Genomic DNA, 23,989 nt, shown 5'->3' with positions numbered 1-23,989 from the left:
GCGGTGGTTTCACCAAGTCCAGTTTGGGGCATCCCCACCACGGCAAGCTTCAGTCCAGTCAAGATTCCACCTAGGCAAGGCCCCAAAAGAAAGGCCGGGCAAAAGCCCAGCCTCTCCTGATCGTTCACCCTGAACAACTGGTAAGCTTTGGTCTTACTCTTTGAGGTTCAGCGCCATGAACCGTGGCTCACCATTGCGGCGGACAAGCAGCAGCAAAGACTTACGCCCAGCTTCTTTTGCTTCTGTGACACGGGTTTCCAATGCACTGATGGTGCTCACCTTCTGCTGGTCCGCTTCGGTGATGACATCACCAGCCCTAAGGCCCTTCTCCCAGGCTTCAGTGGTTTCATCCACCGAGAGAATGATCAGACCCTCAATCTTGTCGGTAAGGTTCAGCTCTGTGCGAACGGAATCTGTGAGGACACCAACGGTGAGACCCAGGATCTCCTTCTCGGTCACAGTTGGCTCTGTCTCTGATTTCTCGGGTTCGTCAGAGGCCTGACGCTCTGCCTCTTCCCGGCGACCAAGAGTCACCTTCAGCGTTTCGGTCTTGCCTTCACGATAGACAACAACACGCACGGTTTTGCCAACTTCGGTATTGCCGACGGTGCGAACAAGGCTGCGGGTATCCGGCACATCCTTGCCGTCGAAGCTCAGGATTACATCACCGGCCTGCATTCCAGCATCCTTGGCAGGACCATCAGGAACATCGTTGACCAGAACACCTTCGGTGCCCTCCAGGCCAATCGCCTCCGCCACATCTTCGTCCACATCCTGGATACGCACACCCAGCCAGCCCCGACGGGTTTCACCAAACTCCTTGAGTTGGTTGACCACCTTGGTCACCACATTGGAAGCCATGGAAAAACCGATGCCAATCGACCCGCCGTTGGGGGACAGAATAGCAGTGTTCACCCCAATCACGTCACCATCCATATTGAAAAGCGGCCCGCCAGAATTGCCCCTGTTGATGGCTGCGTCGGTCTGGATGTAGTCGTCATAAGCGCCCTGAAGTTCTCGGTTGCGCTGGGACACAATACCGGCGGAGACAGAAAAACCCTGCCCCAGGGGATTGCCCACGGCCATGACCCAGTCGCCGACACGCATCACGTCGCTATCGCCAAAATTGACAAATTTCAGCGGCATCGGCGCTTCAACTTTCAAAAGCGCAATATCCGTATTGGGATCTGTTCCGATCACCTTGGCTGGCAGCAGCTCTCCCGGCTGACCTTCTCCCGGAAAGAACTCAATCTGGATCTCATCCGCCTTATCGATCACATGGTTGTTGGTAACGATGTAGCCATCTTCCGAGATGACAAAACCAGACCCCAGCGCGGAAGAGCGTTGCGGGCGCCCCTCACCACGGTTGCGATCCTGAAACTCGCGGAAGAACTCTTCGAAGGGGGAGCCCTCGGGTACGATCCCCTGCGGGCCGGTCCGCCCTTCGATCACTGTTGATGTAGTAATATTCACAACCGCCGGGCTCACCTTGTCCGCCAAGGGGGCCAGGCTCTCGGGGCGGGCCTGTGCGATCATCGCTTGCGCGACAATCAGGACAAAACTCAGCATCGCAAGCCAGAGCATGCGCCACATGACGGCCTGCCCGTCTAACACCTTTGAAACTGTACTTGCCTGCTGCGGCACAGAGCCTCTCCTATTCATCGCCAGTCCTGTCCTGTTTTACGGTTCTTGTTTTCAGCTTTGGCTCCTACGAATTCTGACCAAAGCGGGCGCTCCCATGAAATCACGAAATCACGGTTTCAATCTAGGGGGAGAATAGCACATCGCAACACATCGTGAGCTTTATCAAACCGAAGTGAGGCAAGTTGATGGGAGCTGTTGCCAGATCCGGCGCTTTTCCGCGTATCTGCTCCCCCCGGTTGGCCTTGCCCGGGCAGGACACACGAAAACCCGCGCCTAGAGGGAGAGATCCGTCAGGCTGGCAAGCCAAAGGAGCAGGAGCCCCAGAACAAGTGCTGCCATTCCCGCATTCCGCCTTTCAGGAAGGCTCATGCTGCGCAGTACGATCAGCAACCTCTCAACAAGCGAAGGGGCCAGTGCATAGACCAGCCCCTCCACAATCAATACCAGCCCAAGGGCCAAGAGGACAAAGCCCATTACTGTCCGGCTGCCTTGCCGTCCGAAGACTTCAGGTAGTTGAAGAATTCGTTGTTTGGCGACAGCACCAACGAAGAATTCCCAGCCAGAAGCGAATTCCCATAGGCGTTAAGCGAGCGGTAGAATTCAAAGAACTCCGGATCCGCACCATAGGCTTTGGCAAAGATCGCGTTGCGTTCGGCATCGGCCTCACCGCGAATGATCTCCGCTTCACGCTGCGCTTCCGAGACCAGCTCGACCACGGTACGGTCAGCCTGGGCGCGAATGCGCTGCGCGGCCTCATTACCACGGGCACGTTCGTCAGTAGCTTCACGCACACGCTCGGCCCGCATCCGCTGGAAGGTTGCATCCAGGTTTTCGGCTGGCAGATCGGTGCGTTTAAGGCGCACGTCAATGATGGAAATGCCCAGCGCCAGCGCGTCGGCAATCGCTCCGTTGCGAATGCGCAGCATCAGTGCTGCCCGGTCCGAAGACAGGATGTCATTCGAGCTCACCGAGCCGAGGATCTCACGGGTTTGCGCACGAAGGATCGAATCCAGACGGTTTTCAGCGGTGGCAATACCACCGGCACCAACCGCCTGGCGGAAGCGCTCCACATCAGCGATGCGGTAGCGGGCAAAGGCGTCAACCACCAGACGACGATCATCCGACGGGGTGATTTCCAAGGGGTCAATATCGCGGCTCAGAATGCGGTCGTCATAGCGCACCACTTCCTGGATCAGCGGAATCTTGAACGCCAGACCTGGATCTTCCTTGACCGAAACAACCCGGCCAAACTGCAGCACCAGCGCCTTTTCACGCTCGTCCACGATAAACACCGATGATAGCGCTGCAATCGTCGCGATCACCAGCACTGGCAGCAAAAGAGTTGTCTTACGCATCAGTTGCTTCCTCCGCGGCGCAGTTCATTGAGCGGCAGATAGGGAACAACCCCCTGCCCTTCGCCGGATTGATCATCCAGAATGATCTTATCAACACGCCCCAGAACCTCTTCCATGGTTTCCAGATAGAGGCGCTTGCGGGTCACTTCAGGCGCTTTGGAGTATTCCTCCAGAACGGCAGAGAAGCGGCTTGCTTCACCCTGGGCTTCGTTCACCACCTGGGCACGATAACCTTCGGCCTTTTCCAAGAGCTCTGCCGCCTGACCACGGGCTTCAGCCAGCGCGTTGTTGGCATAGGCATCAGCTTCGTTCTGACGCTGGTCGCGCTCCTGTTCAGCAGCCTGAACATCCCGGAATGCCGCGATCACGGAAGCCGGCGGGTCAGCTTTATCAAAGTTCACCCGGATAATGTTGATGCCGCTGTCGTAGTCATCCAACGTGAACTGGATCAGCTCCTGCAAGCGCGAAGCAATAGCACCACGATCCCGGTTCAGGATTGGTGCCAGTTCCGACTGGGCGATAATCTCACGCATCGCCGATTCAGACACCGCACGGATGGTGGTGCGTGCATCACGCAAGTTGAACAGAAACTTCGCCGGATCATTGATGTTCCAGACCACCTGGAAATCAATATCAACGATGTTCTCATCCCCGGTCAGCATCAGACCCGCGTCAGAGCTGCGACCGCCGCCCACACCGATATCTTCGGTCTGTTCGCGAGTCACCGGCAGAATTTCTTTGGTGACCAATGGCCAGGGTGCAAAGTTCAGACCCGGCTGCCCGGTTGATGAATATTCACCCAGAAACAGCTCAACTGACTGTTCTTCCGGTTTCACAGTGTAAAAGCTGCTCATCCCCCAAAGGACAGCGGCAATAATCACACCGATACCAACGGTCCCTTTGGTAAACAAAGGCGCACCACCGCCGCCGCTGCGACCACCCCGGCCACCGCCGCCCTGATTGCCGCCACCGCGACCGCCCATCAGAACGCGCAGCTGCTCCTGGCCCTTTTTCATCAGCTCGTCGATTTCGGGGATCTGCGGATCCTCTGGACGTCGACCATCGCCGCCGCCATTGTTGCCGCCACCATTATTGCCCCGGTTGCCTCCGCCACCAGAAGAGCCTCCGCCCCCCCAGGGGCCACCGCTATTGCCCGCCATTTGTCTCCTATCCCGTTATTACCGCAGTGATGCGTAACGTTTGTCTAAATCTCTGTGCTCGTTGCGACCGGTTCAAGTTTCCCGCGTCGGCACTTTCATTGTCACCAATTCTTCCGACATGGTGGGGTGAACCGCAACCGTCCGGTCGAAATCTTCTTTGGTTGCGCCCATTTTTACAGCAATTCCTGCCAATTGGATCATCTCACCTGCACCAGGTGCCACAATGTGGCATCCCAGCACCTTTCGGCTTGCCTTACTCACGATGAGTTTCATCAGTACTTTCTGTGCGCGCCCGGCGAAACTCTGCTGCATCGGCTTAAACGAAGCCGCATAGACCTCGATCGCTTCCTGGCTTGCCGCTTCTTCTTCGCTCAGCCCGACCGTACCCATTTCCGGCTGAGTAAAGATTGCCGTTGGGATCAACTCATGATCCGGGCTGGTTGGGTTGCCTTTGATGACAGTCTCCACAAAGGCCATGCCTTCACGGATCGCCACGGGTGTCAGATTAGCCCGATCCGTCACGTCGCCAACCGCATAGATCGAAGGAACCGCGGTCTGGCTGTATTGATCCACCAGGATCTCACCCTTTTTGCCGCGCTTCACACCCTGCTCTTCCAGACCCAAGTTGTCCGCATTGGGGTGACGGCCAGTGGCATACATCACCTGATCAAACAGGGTCTCATTTCCTTTGGTGTCAGTGACGCGGATCTTGTCGCCCTCCTTCACCATCGAAACCACATTGGTTTCCAGTTGCAGGTCCACGCCTGCTTCGATCATACCGGCCGCAACCACATCACGAGCTTCTTCGTCAAAGCCGCGCAGGATCTGGGTGCCGCGATAGAACTGAGTGGTTTTCACCCGCAGCCCATTCATGATCCCGGCAAATTCAGAGGCGATATAGCCGCCGCCCACGATCAGAATGCTCTCTGGCAGTTTCTCCAGATGAAACATCTCATTCGAAGTAATCGCCAATTCCGAGCCTGGGAACTCTGGCACGCTGGGCCAGCCACCGGTTGCGATCAGGATATGCTTGGCGCTTTTGCGGGTGCCGTCGGAAAGCTCCACCGTATGGGCATCCACCAGCTTGGCACGAGCGTCAAAGCTCTCAACCCCGTTGTTTTTAAGAATACCACGATAGATACCTTCCAGACGGTCCAACTCTGCATGCAGCTTGCCCTTGAAGGCATCCCAGTCAAAGCTGCCGGGCTGGATGTCCCAGCCATAGGCCTGGGCATCTTCGACCATACCGGAATACTCCGAGGCAAAGACCATCAGTTTCTTTGGCACGCAGCCACGAATGACGCAGGTACCTCCATAGCGGTCTTCCTCGGCCAGGGCGACCTTAACGCCCTCTTGTGCCGCCACCCGTGCCGCGCGCACGCCGCCGGAACCGCCACCAATTACAAAAAGATCATAGTCAAAGCTCATGTGAAGCCGCCCTTTGCAAGTCTTTGATCAGGTGTATCCCACAAGAGATCACCAAATGCCATATGCACAAATGGGAGTAGTTGCACCGCTTTCAACCTCGCCCTAACCACGCACACAGCGTTGTCAGGTGGAAAACTTAATTTTTCCGCAAGGCAGAACAATCTCGGCGTCTTCAGGACGCGAGCCAGCGCAAACTGCATCGATGGTTAAACTTTTCCAGAACCTGGCTGCTGAAAATCCGGTCGGTAATGGCGCAATGCTGCCCCAAAAGCCTGTGCCTCTGCCTTCTTTCGAGGATCTAACCGCAACCGAACACTCTTTTCGTGGCCAAGCTCTGTGAAGTGGACAGAGATCTGATCCTCGGGCACTTCCAGGTTCTCACTCCAGCCAGAAACATTTTGCAGGCGTGCCCAAGGAATGTGCCAGGGCCTGCCCCCTATGTGGCGCAGTTCAATCCCAACAGCATTGACCTTTGCCAATGGCATTCGAGTGACCAGGTTTTTCAGACATACATAGGCCAGCCAGAGCCAAAGCAAGGCAAGTGCAACGGATCCAATCCGCGCGAGGGCGGCGTTGCTGTCATCAGTGGCATAGGAGATGGAACTATAACAGGCAGTCAACCAGATTGCAGTGAAAAACCCTGAACTAACTATATGAAGTATGAGGTTGAATGGAGGCCGTGAGAGCTGTGCTTCGGTTGCAAAGTCCTGGGAGGAAACTGTCATTGGGCTAATATCGTGAGATTGCTACAAACAACTCAACCCTAACAGGCATTCACTCAATCACACAAGCGCCGGGACTGAATGGTCTCAGTCGCTTAGTCAGAAAGATCGGTAAACAGATTGTCGCTTTCGACAAAATCGAGTTTTTCCCGCTCTATCGTGCCTTCGTTGATGTCCCGTGTTTCGACATTGCCATCGCCGTAACCGATGATCACTGTGTCACAGATATCGATGAACAACCCGTTCTCAACCACACCCGGGATCTGATTGACCACCAAAGAGAGCTGGCGCGCATTGCCGATCCGTTTAAGGTGCAGATCAAGAATATAGTTGCCCTCATCCGTCACAAAGGGCGCATCTCCGTTCATCCGCAATGTGGCGTTGCGACCCAAAACATCCATGGAAATAAGGCTTTCTTCCAAAAGCGCCTGCGAGGTTTGCCAGCCAAAGGGAATGACTTCCAAGGGCAGTGGAAAGGCTCCGAGGCACTCGACCTCTTTGCCAGCATCCGCAATCACTACCATTTGGTCAGAGGCGGTCGCGACAATTTTTTCCTGCAAAAGCGCGCCGCCACCCCCCTTGATGAGGTTTAGATCCTTATCAAACTCATCCGCCCCATCGATGGTCAGATCCAGCCATTTGGCCTCATCCAGAGAGGTCACTTTGATACCCAACTCACGGGCCAGTTCAGCGGTTCGGGTGGAGGTGGGGATTGCCGTGAAGCGCAGCCCTTCCTCGCGCACCATCTCCCCCAGGCAGCGCACCAGCCATGCTGCGGTGGAGCCAGTTCCCAGCCCAACCCGCATGCCACTCTCAACCAGCCCCGCCGCCTGCTTGGCAGCAACGAATTTGGCTTTGTCAATCGGTGAGAGTTCTCCGCTCATGGCATCCGCTCCTAATAGGTCTGTCAGTCTTATAAGGAATGGTCGCGCCAAGCGCGAGTAGCAAAACCCATTCTCGATCTGGGTCGCTGCATTGGCCAAAACAGAGGTTTTAGAAAACAGGTGTCAAAGATATAGGTAAAAGGCGGGTTTCCTATTGGAAACGCCGGAAACGGGCACTTCTTGGCACTACCACCCTTTTAGAATACTTCCATGACGCAAACCTACCGCCTCCACTATGCTCCAGACAACGCCTCGCTGATCATTCGCCTGGCGCTGGAGGAGCTTGGCCTCTCCTATGAGACCAGTCTGGTGGATCGGCGCAGCCGCGCGCAGGATGGGGCGGCCTATCGGCGCCTCAACCCAAATGGGCTAATTCCAGTATTGGAAACACCAGACGGACCCATGTTTGAGACTGCCGCCATATTGCTTTGGCTGGCAGATCGACACGGCGCTCTCGCCCCGGAGGCAATCAGCCCAGAGCGCGCCGCTTTCCTGAAATGGCTGTTCTTTGCCTCCAATACGCTGCACGCAGACCTAAGGATGTCCTTCTATCCGGAGAAATACATCGGATCGGACCCAAGCCATCACGCTGCATTGCGCGCGGGCCTCAGAGAGCGCCTCAAGGCCCATCTCGGGCATTTAGATGATCTCGCCAGCCAAGACCTGAGCTGGTTCGGCGCCGAGACCCCCTCGGCACTGGACTACTATATTGCTCCGATGCTGCGCTGGATGGCACTCTATCCGGAACAGGGTGATCGTTCCTGGTATGATCTGAGCACCTATCCGCACCTGCACGCTCTGCTGAGCAAGCTCGAATCCCGTCCTGCTGTCCATGCGGCCATCAAAGCCGAAGGCCTGGGCGAGACCCCGTTCACAAAGCCACTCCCTGCCAATCCGCCAGAAGGATCAGCCACCTGATGTTCCTCTCCGTCTTCGACATGTTCAAAGTGGGCATCGGCCCTTCCTCTTCGCACACCATGGGTCCCATGGTGGCGGCGGCACGCTTTCTGGATATGATGCGCGCTTCGCCCTTTGAATTCCACGGGTTGCGCGCCTCATTGCATGGCTCCCTGGCCTTTACCGGTGTTGGTCATGCCACCGATCGCGCGACCGTTCTGGGCCTGGGCGGATTTATCCCCGACACCTATGACGATGATAAGGCAGAGGCTTTTCTGGCCGAGCTGAACAAGACCCACAAGATGCAGCCCGAGGGATTGCCGGAGCTGCATTTCGATCCCAAGGCGGACATGATCTTTGATTATGATCATGCGCTCGAAGGCCATGCCAACGGCATGATTCTGATGGCAACCGACGCCCAGGGCGACGTGATCCTGCGTCAGGTCTTTTATTCCGTTGGCGGCGGCTTTGTCCTGACGGAGGAAGAACTGGCCGAGGGCAAGGACACCAATGATGGCCCCCCTGTCCCTTTCCCCTTCACCAGTGCGGCAATGATGCTGGAGATGGCCAAATCCAGCGGTAAAAGCATCGCCCAGATGAAGCGTGAGAACGAAATTGCACGCGGCTGCCCCGACAGCTTTGCCAAGGGCACAGCCCGTCTGTGGCAGGTGATGAACGACTGCATCAATCGCGGGCTGGAGCGCGATGGCATCCTGCCCGGTGGGCTGAACGTGCGCCGCCGCGCCAAGGGCATCTATGATGCCTTGATGGCAGAACGCGGCATGAACCTGCAGGCACCGCATACCATCAACGACTGGATGAGCGTCTATGCCATGGCCGTCAACGAAGAGAACGCCGCTGGTGGTCAGGTCGTGACCGCGCCCACCAATGGTGCCGCCGGCACCATGCCCGCCGTGCTGCGCTACTATCTTGACCATGTTCCTGGCGCATCCGAGAGCCATGTTGAAGACTTCCTGCTCACCGCTGCTGCCATCGGCGGTTTGGTCAAATACAATGCTTCCATCTCCGGGGCTGAGGCCGGCTGCCAGGCTGAAGTGGGTTCTGCCTCTGCCATGGCGGCGGCTGGCCTTTGCGCGGTTATGGGCGGCACACCCGAACAGGTGGAAAACGCCGCCGAGATCGCATTGGAACATCACCTGGGCATGACCTGTGATCCGGTCAAAGGTCTGGTTCAGGTGCCCTGCATCGAGCGCAATGGCCTGGCTGCGATCAAAGCGGTCTCCGCTGCCTCTCTGGCGCTGCGCGGCGATGGTGAGCATTTTGTGCCGCTGGATGCGGCCATCGAGACCATGCGTCAGACCGGCGCCGACATGCATGAGAAATATAAGGAAACCTCACTAGGTGGATTGGCCGTCAACGTGCCAAACTGCTGATCGCCCCGCCTGCAGGGTCGCTGTCTGACCCCTTTGTGGCGTCCCTCTTCTTGGCCTGCCCCGTTTGCTGTTGCAAACTGGGCAGGAATACTTGGGAGGTGAAGGATGCGCGGTCACTGTCTTTGCGGCAAATGCTCATTTGAAGTCGACACACCAGTCCTGTCTTGTGTGTCCTGTCACTGCGAAAGCTGTCGGCGTCAATGCGCTGCACCTATGACAACCTATTTTGGCATTCGCGATGGCAATTGGCGCTGGACCGGAGAAGCGCCAAAACTCTTCGCTTCCTCACCAGGGGTTGAGCGCAGTTTTTGCCCCCATTGCGGCACCCCGATGTCCTTTCGCTCTCAAGCGATGTCAGATGTGATGCATCTCTATGTCTCGGTGCTGGAAAACCCGGAAGAGCTGCAGCCCACTCTGCATGTGGCCTATGAGGAAAAACTGCCCTGGGTACAGTTGAACGACGGGCTGCCAAGCTGCTTTGGCCCTGACTACACAAAGGTTCAACCGCTTCCTGATTAGACCAGCTTTGCCATCAGCTCTGATCTTCCGACGTCACGGCATAGAGCAACTGCGTCTTGCACCTGTCGCGAGCCCCCCCTAGCGTGGCGCCATGAAACCTGATCTGACACATGATCGCCCACTTCTGGGCATAGCCTTGATGCTAGGCTTTTGCATTTTGATCCCGCTCGGGGATGCCATTGCCAAACTGCTGGCAGAAAGCGTTCCGGTTGGGCAGGTTGTCTTTGTGCGCTTTGCAGCGCAGGCGATTTTACTTGTTCCAATCTCCTATTTCATGGGGCAAAGCCTAAAACTCCCCAGAGCGCTGTTGCCTATGGTCCTGTTGCGCACCCTACTGCAGATGGCCGGCATCAGCGCGATGTTCACTGCCCTGCGCTATCTGCCATTGGCGGATGCGGTGGCAATTGCCTTTGTCATGCCCTTCATCATGCTTTTGCTTGGGAAGTACTATTTGAATGAGGATGTCGGCTGGCGACGTCTAGCCGCCTGTATTGTGGGATTTGTCGGCACGCTTCTGGTCATTCAGCCCAGTTTTGCCGTTGTCGGGTTACATGCGCTTTGGCCCCTTGCCGTTGCGGTCATCTTTGCAGTCTTCATGCTGGTCACTCGCAAGATCTCCAAAGAGACCTCCCCGATCCCGCTGCAAGCACTCTCCGGCATTATCGCCTCTGTGTTGATGTTACCGCTGTTTGCCTTTGGTCAGGGTTTTGACATTGCCGTGCTCAGCACGGATCTCCCGCCTTCCGATACCTGGTTTCTGCTCGCGGCGGCCGGGGCGCTTGGGACTTTTGCACATCTATTGATGACATGGAGCCTGCGTTTTGCGCCCGCCTCCACGCTTGCCAGCATGCAATATTTGGAAATTCCCTTTGCCACCCTGGCTGGCTGGGCCATTTTCAACGAATTGCCCAATACGCTCGCCAGCTTTGGCATCGCTCTGACCATGGCCGCTGGGCTCTACGCCATCATGCGTGAACGTACCTCCGCGCGCGAAGCGACACTCAAATCTAAGCTATCAGAGCCCGCATGAGTTCCTGCAGGTAGTGGCGCGGGATCATCGCCAAAAGTCCCGGCCCCTCGACCTCCAGTCGGACTGGACCCGTCGCTCTGTTTGAGGTGCCGATGAAGCCATCTGGTTCCAGCAATAACCCCTCCAGAGGCCATTCCAACCCTTCTGATTTTGCCCTGATAGCTGACAGTGGGAACAGGGAGACGGTATCTCCTTGTTTCAAATCCAGCTCTAGCGGACGAGAGACATGGAACGTGATTTCATGCTCACTGAGCAGGATACAGGGCTGTTCCGCGTGGCGTACCAGAACATTCAGAGCCGCGAGTTGATGATCCAGCCTTCCCCCCAGGAAGCCAACACCCAGCACAATAGGCGCCTTGATTGCGCGAAGCGCCTTGTCGAAATCCGTGGTTTCCTGCTCAGAAATCAAAAACTGATGTGATTGCGGGATCTGCGCCAGAGACTGCGCAGAAATTGAATCAAAATCGCCAATTACCGCCTCTGGCATCTTGCCAAAAGAAAGCGCAAGGGTTGCGCCACCGTCCGCAGCCACCAATACTGGTGCCAGAGACAGTGATTCCTCCAGATCCTGTGGTCCCGGCCTGCCACCGCCCAAAAGCGTTACTGGGCGCGTTTCGTCAACAATCAGCTTCTTCATGGGTCGATTACTGACAGATCTGGAAACCGGCCACAATCTAAACACAAAATGATACGACCAATTGCACGGATTTGAGCAGATATTGACGACCTAGCCCATATTGTGAACTCCAATTGCTTTGGTGAGGACGAGCGAACCGATGGTACAGAACAACAAAGTGTTGACCGTTTCCTACGGGACCTTTTCATGCACGTTGGAGGGCTTCGAGGATTCCTTTGGCACAATGAAGGCCATTGCTGAGTACTTCCGTGATCTTGCCTCAGACGATCGGTATTTTGGAGCGGAACCCCCGCAGCCCGATGCCGAAATGCTGGCGCGAATTGCTCAGCGCGAAGTCGCAAGGCAAGTTGAGGCACGTACCAGCAGCGAGGGGATTCACCTGCGCGCAGCTACTCCGGAGCTAAGCCCGGGTGGCGCTGCCGCTGAACAGTTGGTTCAACCTGCACCAGTCCAACCAGCAACAAGCGAACCTCAAGATCCAAAAGCCCCCACAGAGGAAGCAGCGGAAGCGGCTGTTGAACATCAAGAAACTGCCCCCATCGAAGCAGAGGCGGTGGAAGACGTTCCGCGGTCTGAAGACAGCCCTAGCGAAGACGTGCTCTTTGAAGTGGACGAACAGGCGGCAAGTGACATCGCTGCTCACGACCTGGAGGATGAATCCCAGGAACTCTCAGTTGAAGTGGCCGAAGAAGCAGACCTCTCTGAAAACAGCATTTCGGAAGCCGATGCCAAAGCCGAACAGGCCGGTGGCCCAACTGTTGACATGGACACGATCGCGGCAATTTCCGCTGCCGTGGCCCAGGCACCGGCAACCTCCCCAGAGAATTCAGTCGAAATCGAAGAGGAGCCCTCTGCCGATGTGGAAGAGGAGCCTTCTGCCGATGTGGCAGAATTCTTCGAAGAGGCCGAAGATGATGTCGAAGAGGCTGGCGAAGCTGTAGCGGAAATCACTGAAGAGCAACCGCAAGCAACCTCTCGCGACGCCGATACCATTCCCGCCATTGATAGCATTGCCGCGAAGCTGCAGCGCATTCGCGCTGTTGTCGCCCAGGCCCCAGCGGAAAACGAGTTTTCTGAAGATCAACACGCAGAGAGCATCAGTGGTACAGGTGCCGCCCTCATCGACGACGCAGAACTCGCCGATGAGGAATTGGAAGCCGCCGAAGACGCGCTGGTCGAGGATGATGAGATCTCTCGGGCTCTTAACCGTTTGGATCTGAAAGTCAGCCAGGCGGAAACACCCACAGGAACCGCTGCAAACGCGGTTGATACCGATGCCCCTACCGGTGAAACTCCCCCAGAGAGTGCTGCCCCTCAGGAGCCACAAGCGCCTCGGCCCGTTGCTGCACAGGACAGCGCGCAACCCAAGGAAAAACCAAGGGCGCGCATCATCAGGATGAAGCGCGCAGATCTTGAAAAGGCTGTTGCGCAGGGAACTCTACGCCAAGCAGTGCGCGAAGAACCTCAAGTGGCGCCCCAAAACAAAGCCACAGCAGCAGAATCCGAATCGATTTTTGCGAATAGCTCGCTGGATGATGAGGACGAGGCGGACCTTCTCCGCGAACTGGCGGAGGTTGAAGCAGAACTTCTGGCCTCCAATAAGCCGACAGAGACTGAAGCAGGCGAGACCTCGCTTGATGGTATGGCGGATACCGAAGCTACAGAGGCCCCGGCCCATCCGGAACCTGCACAAGATCAAGCTCAGACTGACCACCCCGTCCAAGTTCAATCCTCCCCCGATAGCGATGTCTCTCGCCTTATGGAAGCGGCTGAGAGCAAGTTGGGGGACCCGGAAGGTGCGTCGCAACGCGAGACCTACAAGCAGCTGCGCGCTGCGGTCGCAGCTGAAACAGCAGATCGTTCCGCCACCGGCGACAAACCTGCTGCAGATGAGTCTGAACCCTATCGCGAAGACCTTGCCAATGTTGTCAGGCCCCGCCGCCCCGCCGGTGGCAAAGCCGTCAGAGCGGCACGCCCCCGTTCCGAAGTAAGCCGCCCTGCACCTTTGAAACTGGTGGCAGAGCAACGGGTAGATGCGGCTCAGCAAACCCAGGCTAAGCCGATCCGCCCGCGCCGTGTTTCAATGCAGGAAGAGGAACTGGCCAATGGTCGCGAAGAAGACGGTGGCTTCAAGCAATATGCCAGCGACTGCGGCGCGGTTGACCTGGGCGAGTTGCTGGAAGCCGCAGCCTCCTATCTCAGCTTTGTTGAAGGGCGGAATGATTTCTCGCGTCCACAGCTGATGAACAAGGTCCGCAGCGCAGGTAGCATGCAATTCAATCGCGAAGATGGTCTACGCTCTTTTGGCCAGCTCCTGCGCGAAGGTAAGATTGAGCGGGCTGACAATGGCCGCTTTGCAGCCACCGAAGAGATCGGCTTTCAGCCTGGAAAACGCGCCGCTGGCTAGGCCTGGACGCTATTAGACCTCCACCAAACAAAGAAGGCCGGGCAATTGCCCGGCCTTCTTTCGTATTTCTAAGCACAAGAGAAGCTTGCCTAGCGCTCTTTTTCTTGCTCGCTTACCGCAGCATTGGGATCTTCTTTGCCCACGCCGCGGAACACGAATTTGAAAGGCAAAACCCAGGCCACGCCCAGAACGATATAGACAAGCAACTCTACCAAGATCGAAGGCCGCCCCAACCAGGCCAGCACATTGATCACGGCGATGATGTAGAGGGGCATGCCCACCAGCAACAGCACCAATGACCAACGTCTGCGCGCCTTATAGCTAAGGGCCATCAGTCGGCAAAGGGATCGGTCACCAAAATGGTGTCGTCCCGCTCCGGGCTGGTGGAAAGCAGTGCCACCGGGCATTCGATCAGCTCTTCAACTCGTTTGACATATTTGATGGCATTGGCTGGCAGCTCATTCCAGCTGCGCGCACCCTCGGTCGACTCGCTCCAGCCCGGCATTTCTTCGTAGATGGGTTTGCAACGCGCCTGCTGATCCGCCGCGGTTGGCAGATAGTCCAGATGCTCACCATCCAGGTCATATCCGGTGCAGATTTTCAGGGTTTCAAAGCCGTCCAGAACATCCAGTTTGGTCAGGCAGATGCCTTTGATACCAGAGGTGGCGCAGGTCTGACGCACCAAAGCCGCATCGAACCAACCACAGCGGCGCTGACGGCCTGTGGTGGTGCCGAACTCGTGACCGCGCTCCCCCAGACGTTGGCCATCCGCATCCGGATTACCCTCTGCGTTTAAAAGTTCGGTCGGGAAAGGTCCCTCGCCCACGCGGGTGGTATAGGCCTTCACGATGCCCAGAACGTAGTCGATTGACCCCGGCCCGATGCCAACACCGGTCGCAGCTTGCCCGGCAATCACATTGGAAGAGGTGACAAAGGGATAGGTACCGAAATCGATGTCCAGCAGCGCGCCCTGCGCACCTTCGAAGAGGATCCGTTTTCCTGCTTTGCGCTTTTCGTTCAGAACCTTCCAGACCGGTGCGGCATAGGGCAGGATCTTCGGAGCAATCTCTTTCAACTGCTCGATCAGCGCATCACGGTCGATGGCTTCAACGCCCAGGCCTTTGCGCAGCGGGTCGTGGTGCTGCAGCGCGCGGTCGACACGGGCGATCAATGTGGCTTCATCCGCCAGGTCGGCAACGCGGATCGCGCGGCGGCCTACTTTGTCCTCATAGGCGGGGCCAATGCCACGGCCAGTGGTACCGATCTTGGTGCCTTTGGAGGCCGCCTCTTCGCGCGCCCGGTCCAACTCACCATGCAGAGGCAGAATCAGCGGCGTGTTCTCGGCGATCATCAGGGTTTCAGGGGTGATCTCGACCCCCTGCGCGCGCACGGTTTCGATCTCTTTCAGCAGATGCCAGGGGTCCAGCACCACGCCGTTTCCGATCACCGAAAGTTTGCCACCGCGCACCACACCAGAGGGCAGCGCATGCAGTTTGTAAACCTTGCTGTCGATGACCAGCGTATGGCCGGCATTGTGACCGCCCTGAAAACGCGCAATCACATCGGCGCGTTCGCTGAGCCAGTCAACGATCTTGCCTTTTCCTTCATCGCCCCACTGGGCACCGACTACCACGACATTGGCCATCTCAGGTCCTTTGCATGCTGGTTGAATTATGCTGGGTAAAACCAGAGCCCCGTATAGCGATGCATGCGCTGCAGCGAAACCGTAAATTCGCCGCAGGCTGCTACCATTGCCAAGCTAAACCGGATTTGAGCTGCAAATAGGACTTTACGGGGCCTCTATCCGCACCGGTTGCCCATGCGGGGTCGCCAGAAAGGCGTCTTCCCAGCTCTGCCGCACGCGCTCCACCTCTTTGGACGGTGCCGTCCCCTCTTCCGCCAGAATCGCCTCCAGCGTTTCCAGCCAAGCGACGAAATAGTCGTTGCCCCCATCCAGGTCCCGTGCGAGCCCATGGTGTTTCAAGGTCGCAGAGAAGCGCCCGACCCATTCTGCCCAGGAAAACCTTCCGGCTTCATTCAGATGTACCGTGAGGGCAAAGATCTGAGCATGCCAGGGCTCCGCAAAAACCGGTTCCGGCGCGCTATGGTCGAGACACTCAGTCATACCCCCTGCTCCCTACCCGCAGGAGCGGGTGCAAGATAGCTTTGCCAAAGATCCAGAACCACTTCGTCATCAGGGTGTTCCGGGTGCTGCCATAGCTCTGACGCCTTGAAAACCACTGCATAGAGCGGTTCTGGTGCCTCACCCAGGCCATGGGCATTGCTGTCCGGCAGGACATGGGTTCCATGTAGCCGCAGGATTTCCCCTTGCGCCCCAGCAACATAGCTGGGCAATCGAGTATGCCCCCCGTCCACTGCGGTGTTTTCCGCGATTGCACGTGTCATCACCTTCGTACCGGGCGCAAAGAGCACGGGGACATCGCTTGGCCGATCCGCAGGCCCACCCTTGGCTAGAACACCCGCGACCTGATCGGCCTTTAGTGCTTTGCTGGCCAGGTCATGCGGGCTGGACCCACTCTCTCCCGTCAAGTCTTCACTGGTCAGAACACCTGTCTCGACCAGCAAATCCGCCAGGGCAGATATCCACTTTTCGTAGTAGCTGAAGCGGCTATAATCCTTGGGTGAGAGCCTCTCTCTTGCGTGGCGAGAGATGTCGATATTCCATTTCCCCAAAGCGCCACAGGCCAGCGTGACGGCCAAGGCGCGCGCATGCCAATCCTGTTCAAAGACGGCAGCATCAGCTGCTTCGGGCACAACGGGACCATCTCCGAACCGACCGCCCATGTCATGAAGGCGGCTCATGCGGGCACCTTTGGCAGATCGGTGCCAATCATGCTGTCGCGTGAGACCAGGGCAGCCAGCTCTTCCTCAGTCATCGCTTCTGTGCCCTCAGGGCGCATAGGCAAGACAAGATAGCGCACTTCGGCGGTGGAATCCCAAACCCGCACCGCGGTTCCTTCTGGCAATGTCACGCCAAAATCCGCCAGGACTTTGCGCGGTTCCCGCACGGCACGGGCGCGATAGGCATCGGATTTATACCAACCGGGCGGAATTCCCAAAAGCGGCCACGGATAGCAACTGCAGAGGGTGCAGACGACCATGTTGTGCTGGTTCGGCGTATTCTCGACCACCACCATATGTTCACCCTGACGGCCATAGAAACCAAGATCGGCAAGAACCGGGTCCGCATTCTCCAGCAAAGCGGCCTTGAAGGCAGGGTCACTCCAGGCGCGGGCAACGACCGAAGCGCCATTCTGCGGTCCGATTTTGTTCTGATAGGTATCGATAATCTCATCCAATGCCGCCGGATCGATCAGACCCTTGCGTGTGAGAATCGTTTCAAGCGCTTTGACGCGGAGCGCGGGCTCTGGCGGCAAAAGCGCGTGCGGGTGGTCGGTATGATCATGTGGCATAGGCGGAGCCTGCCCTAAAGAAAGCCCAAAGGTCCAGTTACATTTGTACCTAGGGAGGCGGCTTTGACACCACGTCATCGCAATGCTGTAGACAATGTGAACTGAGCCCTTGCCCCTTTGTCCATTCTTGCCTATTTACCGCCCGATACTCAGCCAACAGCCGCAGGGTCCTATGGAAAACGTTGTTCTCATCATCCATCTTCTTCTTGCTCTCGGCCTTATTGCCGTTGTGCTCCTGCAGCGCTCCGAAGGCGGCGGCCTGGGTATGGGGGGCGGCGGCGGTGGCGCCATGACCGGCCGTTCTGCTGCAACCGCACTAAGCAAAGTGACCTGGGCTTTGGCGATTGCCTTTATCTGCACCTCGGTAACACTGACCGTGCTGGCTGCACAGAAATCTGCAGGCTCTTCGGTAACTGACCGAATCGAAGCCACTGATGGTGCTGATGAAGGTGCCGCAAGCGCTCCGGCAGCGCCCCTGGGCAGCGATCTTCTGCCACCAGCCGAAGGCGACAATGCGCCTCTGGTTCCTGCCGCAGACTAAACCACTACACCTAGAGAGGGTTTTTGGGGCCGCAACAGCATCTTGCGGTTCCCTTGCACTCTTTGTGCGAATCCTATATATATAAAGTCCCGTGATGCTGCGGTTTTCGAGTAGATTCGAACTCTGCCGGGCAGCTCGATATTTACATCTCACGGGGGCAGCCGAACACTCATGGCGCGTTTCATCTTCATCACTGGCGGTGTGGTCTCATCTCTGGGCAAAGGCCTGGCTTCGGCGGCACTGGGCGCACTGCTTCAGGCCCGCGGCTATTCCGTCCGGTTGCGCAAATTGGACCCCTACCTGAACGTCGATCCGGGCACGATGAGCCCCTTTGAACACGGCGAGGTCTTTGTCACCGACGATGGTGCCGAAACCGATCTGGACTTGGGGCACTACGAGCGCTTCACCGGCGTTCCAGCCCGCAAGACCGATTCTGTCTCTTCTGGTCGGATCTATACCAACGTTCTGGAAAAAGAGCGTCGCGGCGACTACCTGGGCAAGACCATTCAGGTGATCCCGCATGTCACCAATGAGATCAAAGACTTCATCTCGATCGGTGAGGATGAGGTCGATTTCATGCTCTGCGAGATCGGTGGCACCGTGGGCGACATCGAAGGCCTGCCCTTCTTTGAAGCCATCCGCCAGTTCGCCCAGGACAAGCCGCGCGGCGAGTGCATCTTCATGCATCTGACGCTGCTGCCCTATATCAAGGCCTCTGGTGAGTTGAAGACCAAACCGACCCAGCACTCGGTCAAAGAGCTGCGCTCCATCGGCCTGGCGCCGGACCTGCTGGTTTGCCGTTCCGAAGGGCCTATCCCGCGTAAAGAGCGCGAGAAATTGGCGCTGTTCTGCAACGTGCGTCCTGACAGTGTTATCGCCGCACAGGATCTGAAATCGATCTATGAAGCGCCGTTGGCCTATCACCGCGAAGGCCTGGATCAGGCTGTCTTGGATGCCTTTGGCATTGCCCCTGCCCCCAAACCGAACCTGGCACGCTGGGAAGATGTGGCCGACCGCATCTATAACCCCGAAGGCGAAGTGCGCGTTGCTATCGTTGGCAAATACACCCAGCTGGAAGACGCTTATAAATCCATCGCTGAGGCCCTGACCCATGGCGGCATGGCCAATCGCGTGAAGGTCAAGATCGAATGGGTCGACGCCGAACTCTTTGACCGCGAAGATGCCACTCCGCATTTGCAGGGCTTCCATGCCATCCTGGTTCCCGGCGGCTTTGGAGAGCGCGGCACCGAGGGTAAGATCAAGGCAGCGCAATATGCGCGCGAGAATAACGTCCCCTACCTCGGCATTTGCCTTGGCATGCAGATGGCGGTGATCGAAGCGGCCCGCAACGTGGCTGGCATCAGCGAGGCGGGTTCGGAAGAATTCGACCATGAGGCCGGTAAGAAACGCTTTGAGCCCGTTGTCTATCACCTGAAAGAATGGGTGCAGGGCAACCATAAAGTCAGCCGCAAGGCCGATGACGACAAGGGCGGCACCATGCGCCTGGGCGCCTATGATGCCACATTGGCCGAGGAGTCGCTGGTTTCGTCGGTCTATGGCAGCAGCCATATCGAAGAGCGTCACCGTCACCGCTATGAGGTCGACATCAAATACCGCGAAAAGCTGGAGGAATGTGGCCTCAAGTTCTCTGGTATGTCGCCCGACGGACGCCTACCCGAGATCGTGGAATGGGCGGACCACCCCTGGTTCATCGGGGTTCAGTTCCATCCGGAGTTGAAGTCCAAGCCTTTCGCGCCGCATCCGCTCTTTGCAGATTTTGTCCGCGCCGCAAAAGAGACCTCGCGTCTGGTCTGATCTGCACCCCATTATGTAAATACATTTTACGGGCGGGCCTTAGACAGGTTCCGCCCGTTTCCCATTCGCTCGTAGCCAATTCCATAGGTGCAGGGTCATGGGAATTTCCCCGTAGCCCTAACTTGCAGGACAGTGCCGGGGGTGTTCAACTGAGCGCATTCAACCCAACTACTTTGGACCTTTCCCCATGCGCCTCTTTTCACTTGCCCTGTGCCTCCTATTCTCCAGCTCTGCGCTCGCCCAAACGCAGGAGAAATCTGACCTGCTCCTCAAACTGATCCGCGAGAATGGCTGCCAAATGACAAATGCCGAAGCCGGCGGCATCCTACCGCAGAATGGTTTCACCAAATCCGAAACCCGCGATATTATCAGGGCCTGGGAGGAGAAGGGTATGCTGGACATAAGGGGCTTTGCTGGTATCAAGCTAACAACAGCAACCTGTTCGGGTAGCTAACTCGGAATTGAGAGGGGCGACGCTTGCGCGGTTTTAGAAACCTCATCGAACGCCAGATCCTAAAAGCCAAATCCGAAGGGCAATTGGAGGGCCTGGAAGGCGAAGGCCAACCGCTGCCTGACCGCAGCGGTGAAGCCCTGGTCGATCCCGGCATCGCGGCAGGCATGAAGATCATGGCGCAGGCGGGGGTGGTGCCCGAGGAGCTCAGACTAAAGGCTGAGCTGGATGAAGCTCGCAAGCTCTATCGAGATACCCAAGACCCTACCGCGCGAAAAACTGCGATGGCCCGGATCGCGGATCTGGAAATGCGCTATCAGATGGCGCGTGACGCAAGAAAATCCTTCCTCCGTTAGCGATAGCGTCGCTTCTCGCCAGTTGTTTCCTGACAGAACCGCGTTATAGGAAGAGCCAGTTATAGCAACGACATTATGTGGAGAGTCCGGATCATGACGCAAGCGACTTCGATCAATCAGGAACAGTTCGACCGTATCGCCAATGGTGGCGGTTTCATTGCGGCTTTGGATCAGTCGGGCGGCTCCACCCCAAAGGCTCTGGGTCTTTATGGCGTAACCGAAGACGCCTATTCCAATGATGATGAGATGTTTGACGAGATCCAGAAGATGCGCGCCCGTATCATCTGCTCCCCGGATTTCAGCTCTGGCAAGATCCTCGGCGCGATCCTGTTTGAAAAAACCATGGACAATGCGATCGACGGCACGCCCGTTCCCAGCTACCTCTGGGAAAAATGCGGCGTAGTCCCCTTCCTGAAAGTCGACAAAGGCCTGGCGGATGAAGCTGACGGCGTTCAGATGATGAAGCCCATGCCCGAACTCGGCGCGCTTTTGGCCCGCGCGAACGAAAAAGGCATCTTTGGCACCAAGATGCGTTCGGTGGTAAAAGAGGCCAACCCACAAGGCATCAAGAATGTCGTGGCCCAGCAGTTCGAAGTCGGCCAGCAAATTGCAGCCGCTGGTCTGGTTCCGATCATCGAACCCGAGGTCGATATCAACTCCCCCACCAAAGCGGAAGCGGAGATCTTCCTGAAGGCTGAGATCAAAGATCAGTTGGACGCCCTGCCCGAAGGCACCAAGGTTTCGCTGAAACTGACCATCCCAACAGAAGCGGGTCTTTATGATTCCCTGGCTGATCACCCTTCCGTTGTTCGCGTTGTGGCGCTTTCCGGTGGCTACAGCACCGCTGATGCCTGCGAGAAACTGGCCCAGAACGGCAAAATGATTGCCTCCTTCAGCCGCGCCCTGACCGAAGGTCTGAACGTCGCGATGACAGAAGAAGAATATAACGCAGCTCTGGGCTCCAACATCGAAAAGATCTATCAGGCCTCGCTCTGATCTCAGATGACCTGACACCAGCTCTGGGCCGTTGCCAAACCTGGCAGCGGCCCTTTGCTTTTAGAGCCTTTGGTGCTGGTTGATAGCTGCAAATCCCTGGGCCAAACCGAATGCAATGGTTCGAACCTGGGGAAGTGGCAGCTCATTGATGCGCGACGCCCCCAGATAGCTTACCCCTCGCCCCCAAACCTATCAGGGGCGCCAGTAAAACACTCTGCCAGCCATGCTTCGAACAATTGCACCTCTGGCCGCAGAGGTTTTCGCCCATGCCGCCTGATCAGATAGTGTGATTGTTGAAAGGGCATCTCTGGCCCGGCTATCGCCAAGGGCATGCCTGTCGAAATCGCCAGCCAGGCAAACCGTGTTAGCACCGTCGCATATCCCCCGCCTCCCGCGACTAGCTGCAGCGCCGCGACCGTGGTATCTACAGAAAATCGCGCGTGCTGGTCCATATAGGTCAGATCATGCGCAGCAAAGTAGCGGGCCCAGTGATCCTCATAGCCCAGAATATGGATATGCGGGCCCTGCAGCAGCGCCGCGATATCTCCCGGCTTCGCCGCTGCTGCAGAACCAACCGGAACGATGGTTTCCTCTGAGAGCTGAACCGCGGTCACATCCTCCCAATCACCCCGTCCCAGGCGGATCTCCACATCCGCGTCCACCTCATCCCGCGGCTCGGGTTCCGCCCAGATATTGGAGACCAACCTGATATTTATTTCGGGATGGGCCTTTGAGAATTCCGGCAAAAGATGCGCCAGCCACAGCGCTGAGGTAGAGACAGGTACCCTCACCGTGAGGGTCTGCGCCTGTTCGGCCCCAAATAGTCGCCGTGTCGAGAGAGAAATATCCCCGAGCGCCTGGCGCACCGTCAAAGCATAGGCCTGGCCGATCTCTGTCAGTTCCAGATGTCTGGCGTTGCGATAGAACAGCTGACTGCCCAGGCGCGCCTCCAGCGAGCGGATATGCAGGCTGACAGCGGTCTGCGTCAGCCCCAGCTCGCGGCCTGTCTCGGTAAAATTGAGCAACCTCGCCGCAGTCTCGAAGGTGCGCAGCCAGGTCAAATTTGCCAGGCGGTCATCCATAGTATCACCAAAATTTTTTGACCATTTTGCCGATTTTTTATCATTTTACTTTTAGCTCGTCGCGCCTTTTCTTGACCAAGGAACGGGACTGTCGAACACGGCCCCATTTTGACATTTCTGCTTGGGAGGAAAGCACATGAAAGTCGGATTTGTCGGCCTCGGCAATGTCGGTCACAAACTCTCTGGGTCGCTCTTGCGCAACGGCGTTGACCTGACGGTCTTTGATCTCAATTCGGACCTGATGGCGAAATTCGTTGAAAAAGGTGCAACCGCGGGGGAAGGCCCAGCGCAGATGATGCGTGATTGTGATGCTGTGATCACCTGCTTGCCCTCGCCATCCGCCTCTGATGCGGTGATGCAGGAAATGCTGCCAGAGGTGAAGCCCGGTAAGATCTGGATGGAGATGTCCACTACGGATGAGGCCGAGGCCAAGCGCCTGGGCGCCATGGTCATTGAGCGTGGCGGCGCAGCGGTCGATTGCCCGGTTTCGGGCGGCTGCCACCGGGCCGATACCGGCAATATCTCGATCTTTGCCGGATGTGACCGTGAAACCTTTGACCGTATCCTGCCCTTCCTGACCACCATGGGCCGCCGCATTCTGCATACCGGCGATCTGGGCTCTGCTTCGGTTCTGAAGGTGGTGACCAACTATCTGGCCACTGTGCATCTGGTCGCCAATGCCGAGGCGCTGGTCACTGCAGCGGCTGCAGGCATGGACCTCAACACCACCTATGAAGCGATCAAGATCAGCTCTGGCAACTCTTTCAGCCATGTGACCGAAAGCCAGGTGATCCTGAACGGCAGCCGCGACATCTCCTTCACCATGGATCTGGTGAAAAAAGATGTGGGCCTGTTCCAGGAGGTGGCTGATCGCGCCAATGTGCCGCTGGAAGTCAGCCCGCTGATGGTCAAGATCTTTGACGACGGTATCGCCAAATATGGTGACCGCGAACTATCGCCCAACATCATCCGCCGTCTTGAGGACGCAACCGGCCTCGACATTCGCGCGCCGGGCTTTCCGCCGGAAATGCTAGATGATGAGCCTGAAGAGCCCGGCTATGAGGTGATCCCGCAGGGGAAAACCGCAGCGGAGTAATCCCGGCCAATTTCTGAGCCATTGAGAAAAAATTTCAGGCGGCGCCGGATCAAACCGGTGCCGCCTTTACTGTCTCTTCACCCGTGGGACGCAGGTGAAAGAAGCCTAGGACAGTTAGGGAGGGGACACTGTCCAACCCGA

At 57.2% G+C, this 23,989-nt stretch carries 25 protein-coding genes; 11 read left to right on the top strand and 14 right to left on the bottom strand.

The annotated features are described in order from the left end of the window. Window positions 1–153: 153 nt before the first annotated feature. From RSK20926_RS15230 to rpiA, 7 genes are all read right to left on the bottom strand, one after another. A complete protein-coding gene (locus RSK20926_RS15230; protein ID WP_008208045.1) occupies window positions 154–1,593 on the bottom strand; it encodes a Do family serine endopeptidase in 1,440 nt (479 codons plus the stop codon). Between the two features lie 324 nt (window positions 1,594–1,917). Further along, a complete protein-coding gene (locus RSK20926_RS15225) occupies window positions 1,918–2,118 on the bottom strand; it encodes a DUF2065 family protein (RefSeq protein ID WP_008208044.1) in 201 nt (66 codons plus the stop codon). After that, window positions 2,118–2,999 carry a protease modulator HflC gene (gene hflC, locus RSK20926_RS15220; RefSeq protein ID WP_008208043.1) on the bottom strand — a complete coding sequence of 294 codons (882 nt, stop codon included), beginning with the start codon at window positions 2,997–2,999 and terminating at the stop codon, window positions 2,118–2,120. The genes RSK20926_RS15225 and hflC overlap by 1 nt, the downstream gene beginning before the upstream one ends. Then, window positions 2,999–4,159: an FtsH protease activity modulator HflK gene (gene hflK / locus RSK20926_RS15215; protein WP_008208042.1), complete on the bottom strand. Its 1,161-nt coding sequence runs from the start codon at window positions 4,157–4,159 to the stop codon at window positions 2,999–3,001. The genes hflC and hflK overlap by 1 nt, the downstream gene beginning before the upstream one ends. A 72-nt stretch (window positions 4,160–4,231) precedes the next feature. Further along, the gene (gene gor / locus RSK20926_RS15210; RefSeq protein ID WP_008208040.1) at window positions 4,232–5,587 is read right to left on the bottom strand and encodes a glutathione-disulfide reductase; all 1,356 of its coding nucleotides are present in this window, start codon (window positions 5,585–5,587) and stop codon (window positions 4,232–4,234) included. A gap of 206 nt (window positions 5,588–5,793) precedes the next feature. Then, window positions 5,794–6,207 carry a hypothetical protein gene (locus tag RSK20926_RS15200; RefSeq protein ID WP_008208036.1) on the bottom strand — a complete coding sequence of 138 codons (414 nt, stop codon included), beginning with the start codon at window positions 6,205–6,207 and terminating at the stop codon, window positions 5,794–5,796. A 197-nt stretch (window positions 6,208–6,404) separates the two neighbouring features. Beyond that, on the bottom strand, window positions 6,405–7,193 hold the full coding sequence (rpiA, locus tag RSK20926_RS15195; RefSeq protein WP_008208035.1) for a ribose-5-phosphate isomerase RpiA: 789 nt from the start codon (window positions 7,191–7,193) through the stop codon (window positions 6,405–6,407). 210 nt (window positions 7,194–7,403) lie between these two features. Between rpiA and RSK20926_RS15190 the strand changes: the two genes are divergently transcribed. The 4 genes from RSK20926_RS15190 (at window position 7,404) to RSK20926_RS15175 (ending at window position 11,033) form a co-directional block, all read left to right on the top strand. Further along, window positions 7,404–8,111 (top strand): glutathione S-transferase family protein, encoded by a 708-nt coding sequence (locus RSK20926_RS15190; RefSeq protein WP_008208034.1) that lies wholly within the window; start codon window positions 7,404–7,406, stop codon window positions 8,109–8,111. Beyond that, window positions 8,111–9,484, top strand: coding sequence for an L-serine ammonia-lyase (locus RSK20926_RS15185; protein WP_008208033.1), 1,374 nt, complete (start codon window positions 8,111–8,113; stop codon window positions 9,482–9,484). Before RSK20926_RS15190 ends, RSK20926_RS15185 begins: the two co-directional genes overlap by 1 nt. 105 nt (window positions 9,485–9,589) lie before the next feature. Then, window positions 9,590–10,003 carry a GFA family protein gene (locus RSK20926_RS15180; protein WP_083805800.1) on the top strand — a complete coding sequence of 138 codons (414 nt, stop codon included), beginning with the start codon at window positions 9,590–9,592 and terminating at the stop codon, window positions 10,001–10,003. 91 nt (window positions 10,004–10,094) lie between these two features. Then, window positions 10,095–11,033 carry a DMT family transporter gene (locus RSK20926_RS15175; protein WP_008208029.1) on the top strand — a complete coding sequence of 313 codons (939 nt, stop codon included), beginning with the start codon at window positions 10,095–10,097 and terminating at the stop codon, window positions 11,031–11,033. Here RSK20926_RS15175 and RSK20926_RS15170 read toward each other — a convergent pair. After that, window positions 11,011–11,670 (bottom strand): thiamine diphosphokinase, encoded by a 660-nt coding sequence (locus tag RSK20926_RS15170; RefSeq protein WP_008208028.1) that lies wholly within the window; start codon window positions 11,668–11,670, stop codon window positions 11,011–11,013. The genes RSK20926_RS15175 and RSK20926_RS15170 overlap by 23 nt on opposite strands. A gap of 139 nt (window positions 11,671–11,809) precedes the next feature. Between RSK20926_RS15170 and RSK20926_RS15165 the strand changes: the two genes are divergently transcribed. After that, the gene (locus tag RSK20926_RS15165; RefSeq protein ID WP_008208027.1) at window positions 11,810–14,077 is read left to right on the top strand and encodes a hypothetical protein; all 2,268 of its coding nucleotides are present in this window, start codon (window positions 11,810–11,812) and stop codon (window positions 14,075–14,077) included. An 89-nt stretch (window positions 14,078–14,166) separates the two neighbouring features. On the opposite strand, the gene RSK20926_RS15160 is transcribed toward RSK20926_RS15165, so the two are convergent. The 5 genes from RSK20926_RS15160 to nthA all read right to left on the bottom strand — a co-directional run bounded on the left by RSK20926_RS15160 (window position 14,167) and on the right by nthA (window position 17,511). Beyond that, on the bottom strand, window positions 14,167–14,409 hold the full coding sequence (locus RSK20926_RS15160; RefSeq protein WP_008208026.1) for a DUF2842 domain-containing protein: 243 nt from the start codon (window positions 14,407–14,409) through the stop codon (window positions 14,167–14,169). Beyond that, the gene (locus tag RSK20926_RS15155; protein WP_008208025.1) at window positions 14,409–15,722 is read right to left on the bottom strand and encodes an adenylosuccinate synthase; all 1,314 of its coding nucleotides are present in this window, start codon (window positions 15,720–15,722) and stop codon (window positions 14,409–14,411) included. Before RSK20926_RS15155 ends, RSK20926_RS15160 begins: the two co-directional genes overlap by 1 nt. A gap of 144 nt (window positions 15,723–15,866) precedes the next feature. After that, complete coding sequence (locus RSK20926_RS15150; RefSeq protein ID WP_008208024.1) at window positions 15,867–16,202, bottom strand: nitrile hydratase accessory protein; 336 nt, start codon at window positions 16,200–16,202, stop codon at window positions 15,867–15,869. Next, entirely contained in the window at window positions 16,199–16,900 is a 702-nt protein-coding gene (gene nthB / locus RSK20926_RS15145) for a nitrile hydratase subunit beta (protein WP_008208023.1), read from the bottom strand. The genes RSK20926_RS15150 and nthB overlap by 4 nt, the downstream gene beginning before the upstream one ends. Then, window positions 16,897–17,511 (bottom strand): nitrile hydratase subunit alpha, encoded by a 615-nt coding sequence (nthA, locus tag RSK20926_RS15140; RefSeq protein WP_008208022.1) that lies wholly within the window; start codon window positions 17,509–17,511, stop codon window positions 16,897–16,899. Before nthA ends, nthB begins: the two co-directional genes overlap by 4 nt. A 172-nt stretch (window positions 17,512–17,683) precedes the next feature. Between nthA and secG the strand changes: the two genes are divergently transcribed. From secG to RSK20926_RS15115, 5 genes are all read left to right on the top strand, one after another. After that, window positions 17,684–18,052 carry a preprotein translocase subunit SecG gene (secG, locus tag RSK20926_RS15135; protein WP_008208021.1) on the top strand — a complete coding sequence of 123 codons (369 nt, stop codon included), beginning with the start codon at window positions 17,684–17,686 and terminating at the stop codon, window positions 18,050–18,052. Between the two features lie 171 nt (window positions 18,053–18,223). Continuing rightward, window positions 18,224–19,867, top strand: a complete 1,644-nt coding sequence (locus tag RSK20926_RS15130; protein ID WP_008208020.1) for a CTP synthase — start codon at window positions 18,224–18,226, stop codon at window positions 19,865–19,867. Window positions 19,868–20,054: 187 nt separating this feature from the next. Continuing rightward, entirely contained in the window at window positions 20,055–20,321 is a 267-nt protein-coding gene (locus tag RSK20926_RS15125; protein WP_008208018.1) for a hypothetical protein, read from the top strand. 23 nt (window positions 20,322–20,344) lie between these two features. Next, entirely contained in the window at window positions 20,345–20,674 is a 330-nt protein-coding gene (locus RSK20926_RS15120; protein ID WP_008208016.1) for a J-domain-containing protein, read from the top strand. A gap of 93 nt (window positions 20,675–20,767) precedes the next feature. Then, on the top strand, window positions 20,768–21,670 hold the full coding sequence (locus RSK20926_RS15115; RefSeq protein WP_008208014.1) for a fructose bisphosphate aldolase: 903 nt from the start codon (window positions 20,768–20,770) through the stop codon (window positions 21,668–21,670). A 170-nt stretch (window positions 21,671–21,840) separates the two neighbouring features. On the opposite strand, the gene RSK20926_RS15110 is transcribed toward RSK20926_RS15115, so the two are convergent. Continuing rightward, window positions 21,841–22,752: a LysR substrate-binding domain-containing protein gene (locus RSK20926_RS15110; protein ID WP_008208012.1), complete on the bottom strand. Its 912-nt coding sequence runs from the start codon at window positions 22,750–22,752 to the stop codon at window positions 21,841–21,843. A gap of 136 nt (window positions 22,753–22,888) precedes the next feature. Here RSK20926_RS15110 and RSK20926_RS15105 point away from each other — a divergent pair, with 136 nt between their 5' ends. After that, window positions 22,889–23,848 carry an NAD(P)-dependent oxidoreductase gene (locus RSK20926_RS15105; RefSeq protein WP_008208011.1) on the top strand — a complete coding sequence of 320 codons (960 nt, stop codon included), beginning with the start codon at window positions 22,889–22,891 and terminating at the stop codon, window positions 23,846–23,848. Window positions 23,849–23,989 lie beyond the last annotated feature (141 nt).

It is taken from the genome of Roseobacter sp. SK209-2-6 (assembly GCF_000169455.1).
GTDB lineage: Bacteria > Pseudomonadota > Alphaproteobacteria > Rhodobacterales > Rhodobacteraceae > Pseudophaeobacter.
The sequence above is the reverse complement of the archived record's forward strand: the minus strand, read 5'-3'. Positions and strand labels throughout refer to the sequence as shown.

Bases quoted from the DNA above. Each gene is read 5' to 3' on its own strand.
- RSK20926_RS15180 (WP_083805800.1), top strand. From the start codon at position 9,590: ATGCGCGGTCACTGTCTTTGCGGCAAATGCTCATTTGAAGTCGACACA.
- RSK20926_RS15165 (WP_008208027.1), top strand. From the start codon at position 11,810: ATGGTACAGAACAACAAAGTGTTGACCGTTTCCTACGGGACCTTTTCA.
- RSK20926_RS15225 (WP_008208044.1), bottom strand. From the start codon at position 2,118: ATGGGCTTTGTCCTCTTGGCCCTTGGGCTGGTATTGATTGTGGAGGGG.
- RSK20926_RS15105 (WP_008208011.1), top strand. From the start codon at position 22,889: ATGAAAGTCGGATTTGTCGGCCTCGGCAATGTCGGTCACAAACTCTCT.
- RSK20926_RS15130 (WP_008208020.1), top strand. From the start codon at position 18,224: ATGGCGCGTTTCATCTTCATCACTGGCGGTGTGGTCTCATCTCTGGGC.
- RSK20926_RS15175 (WP_008208029.1), top strand. From the start codon at position 10,095: ATGAAACCTGATCTGACACATGATCGCCCACTTCTGGGCATAGCCTTG.
- hflK (WP_008208042.1), bottom strand. From the start codon at position 4,159: ATGGCGGGCAATAGCGGTGGCCCCTGGGGGGGCGGAGGCTCTTCTGGT.
- RSK20926_RS15170 (WP_008208028.1), bottom strand. From the start codon at position 11,670: ATGAAGAAGCTGATTGTTGACGAAACGCGCCCAGTAACGCTTTTGGGC.
- RSK20926_RS15150 (WP_008208024.1), bottom strand. From the start codon at position 16,202: ATGACTGAGTGTCTCGACCATAGCGCGCCGGAACCGGTTTTTGCGGAG.
- nthB (WP_008208023.1), bottom strand. From the start codon at position 16,900: ATGAGCCGCCTTCATGACATGGGCGGTCGGTTCGGAGATGGTCCCGTT.
- secG (WP_008208021.1), top strand. From the start codon at position 17,684: ATGGAAAACGTTGTTCTCATCATCCATCTTCTTCTTGCTCTCGGCCTT.
- RSK20926_RS15230 (WP_008208045.1), bottom strand. From the start codon at position 1,593: ATGTGGCGCATGCTCTGGCTTGCGATGCTGAGTTTTGTCCTGATTGTC.
- RSK20926_RS15190 (WP_008208034.1), top strand. From the start codon at position 7,404: ATGACGCAAACCTACCGCCTCCACTATGCTCCAGACAACGCCTCGCTG.
- RSK20926_RS15185 (WP_008208033.1), top strand. From the start codon at position 8,111: ATGTTCCTCTCCGTCTTCGACATGTTCAAAGTGGGCATCGGCCCTTCC.
- RSK20926_RS15125 (WP_008208018.1), top strand. From the start codon at position 20,055: ATGCGCCTCTTTTCACTTGCCCTGTGCCTCCTATTCTCCAGCTCTGCG.
- RSK20926_RS15115 (WP_008208014.1), top strand. From the start codon at position 20,768: ATGACGCAAGCGACTTCGATCAATCAGGAACAGTTCGACCGTATCGCC.
- hflC (WP_008208043.1), bottom strand. From the start codon at position 2,999: ATGCGTAAGACAACTCTTTTGCTGCCAGTGCTGGTGATCGCGACGATT.
- rpiA (WP_008208035.1), bottom strand. From the start codon at position 7,193: ATGAGCGGAGAACTCTCACCGATTGACAAAGCCAAATTCGTTGCTGCC.
- RSK20926_RS15110 (WP_008208012.1), bottom strand. From the start codon at position 22,752: ATGGATGACCGCCTGGCAAATTTGACCTGGCTGCGCACCTTCGAGACT.
- RSK20926_RS15155 (WP_008208025.1), bottom strand. From the start codon at position 15,722: ATGGCCAATGTCGTGGTAGTCGGTGCCCAGTGGGGCGATGAAGGAAAA.
- nthA (WP_008208022.1), bottom strand. From the start codon at position 17,511: ATGCCACATGATCATACCGACCACCCGCACGCGCTTTTGCCGCCAGAG.
- gor (WP_008208040.1), bottom strand. From the start codon at position 5,587: ATGAGCTTTGACTATGATCTTTTTGTAATTGGTGGCGGTTCCGGCGGC.
- RSK20926_RS15160 (WP_008208026.1), bottom strand. From the start codon at position 14,409: ATGGCCCTTAGCTATAAGGCGCGCAGACGTTGGTCATTGGTGCTGTTG.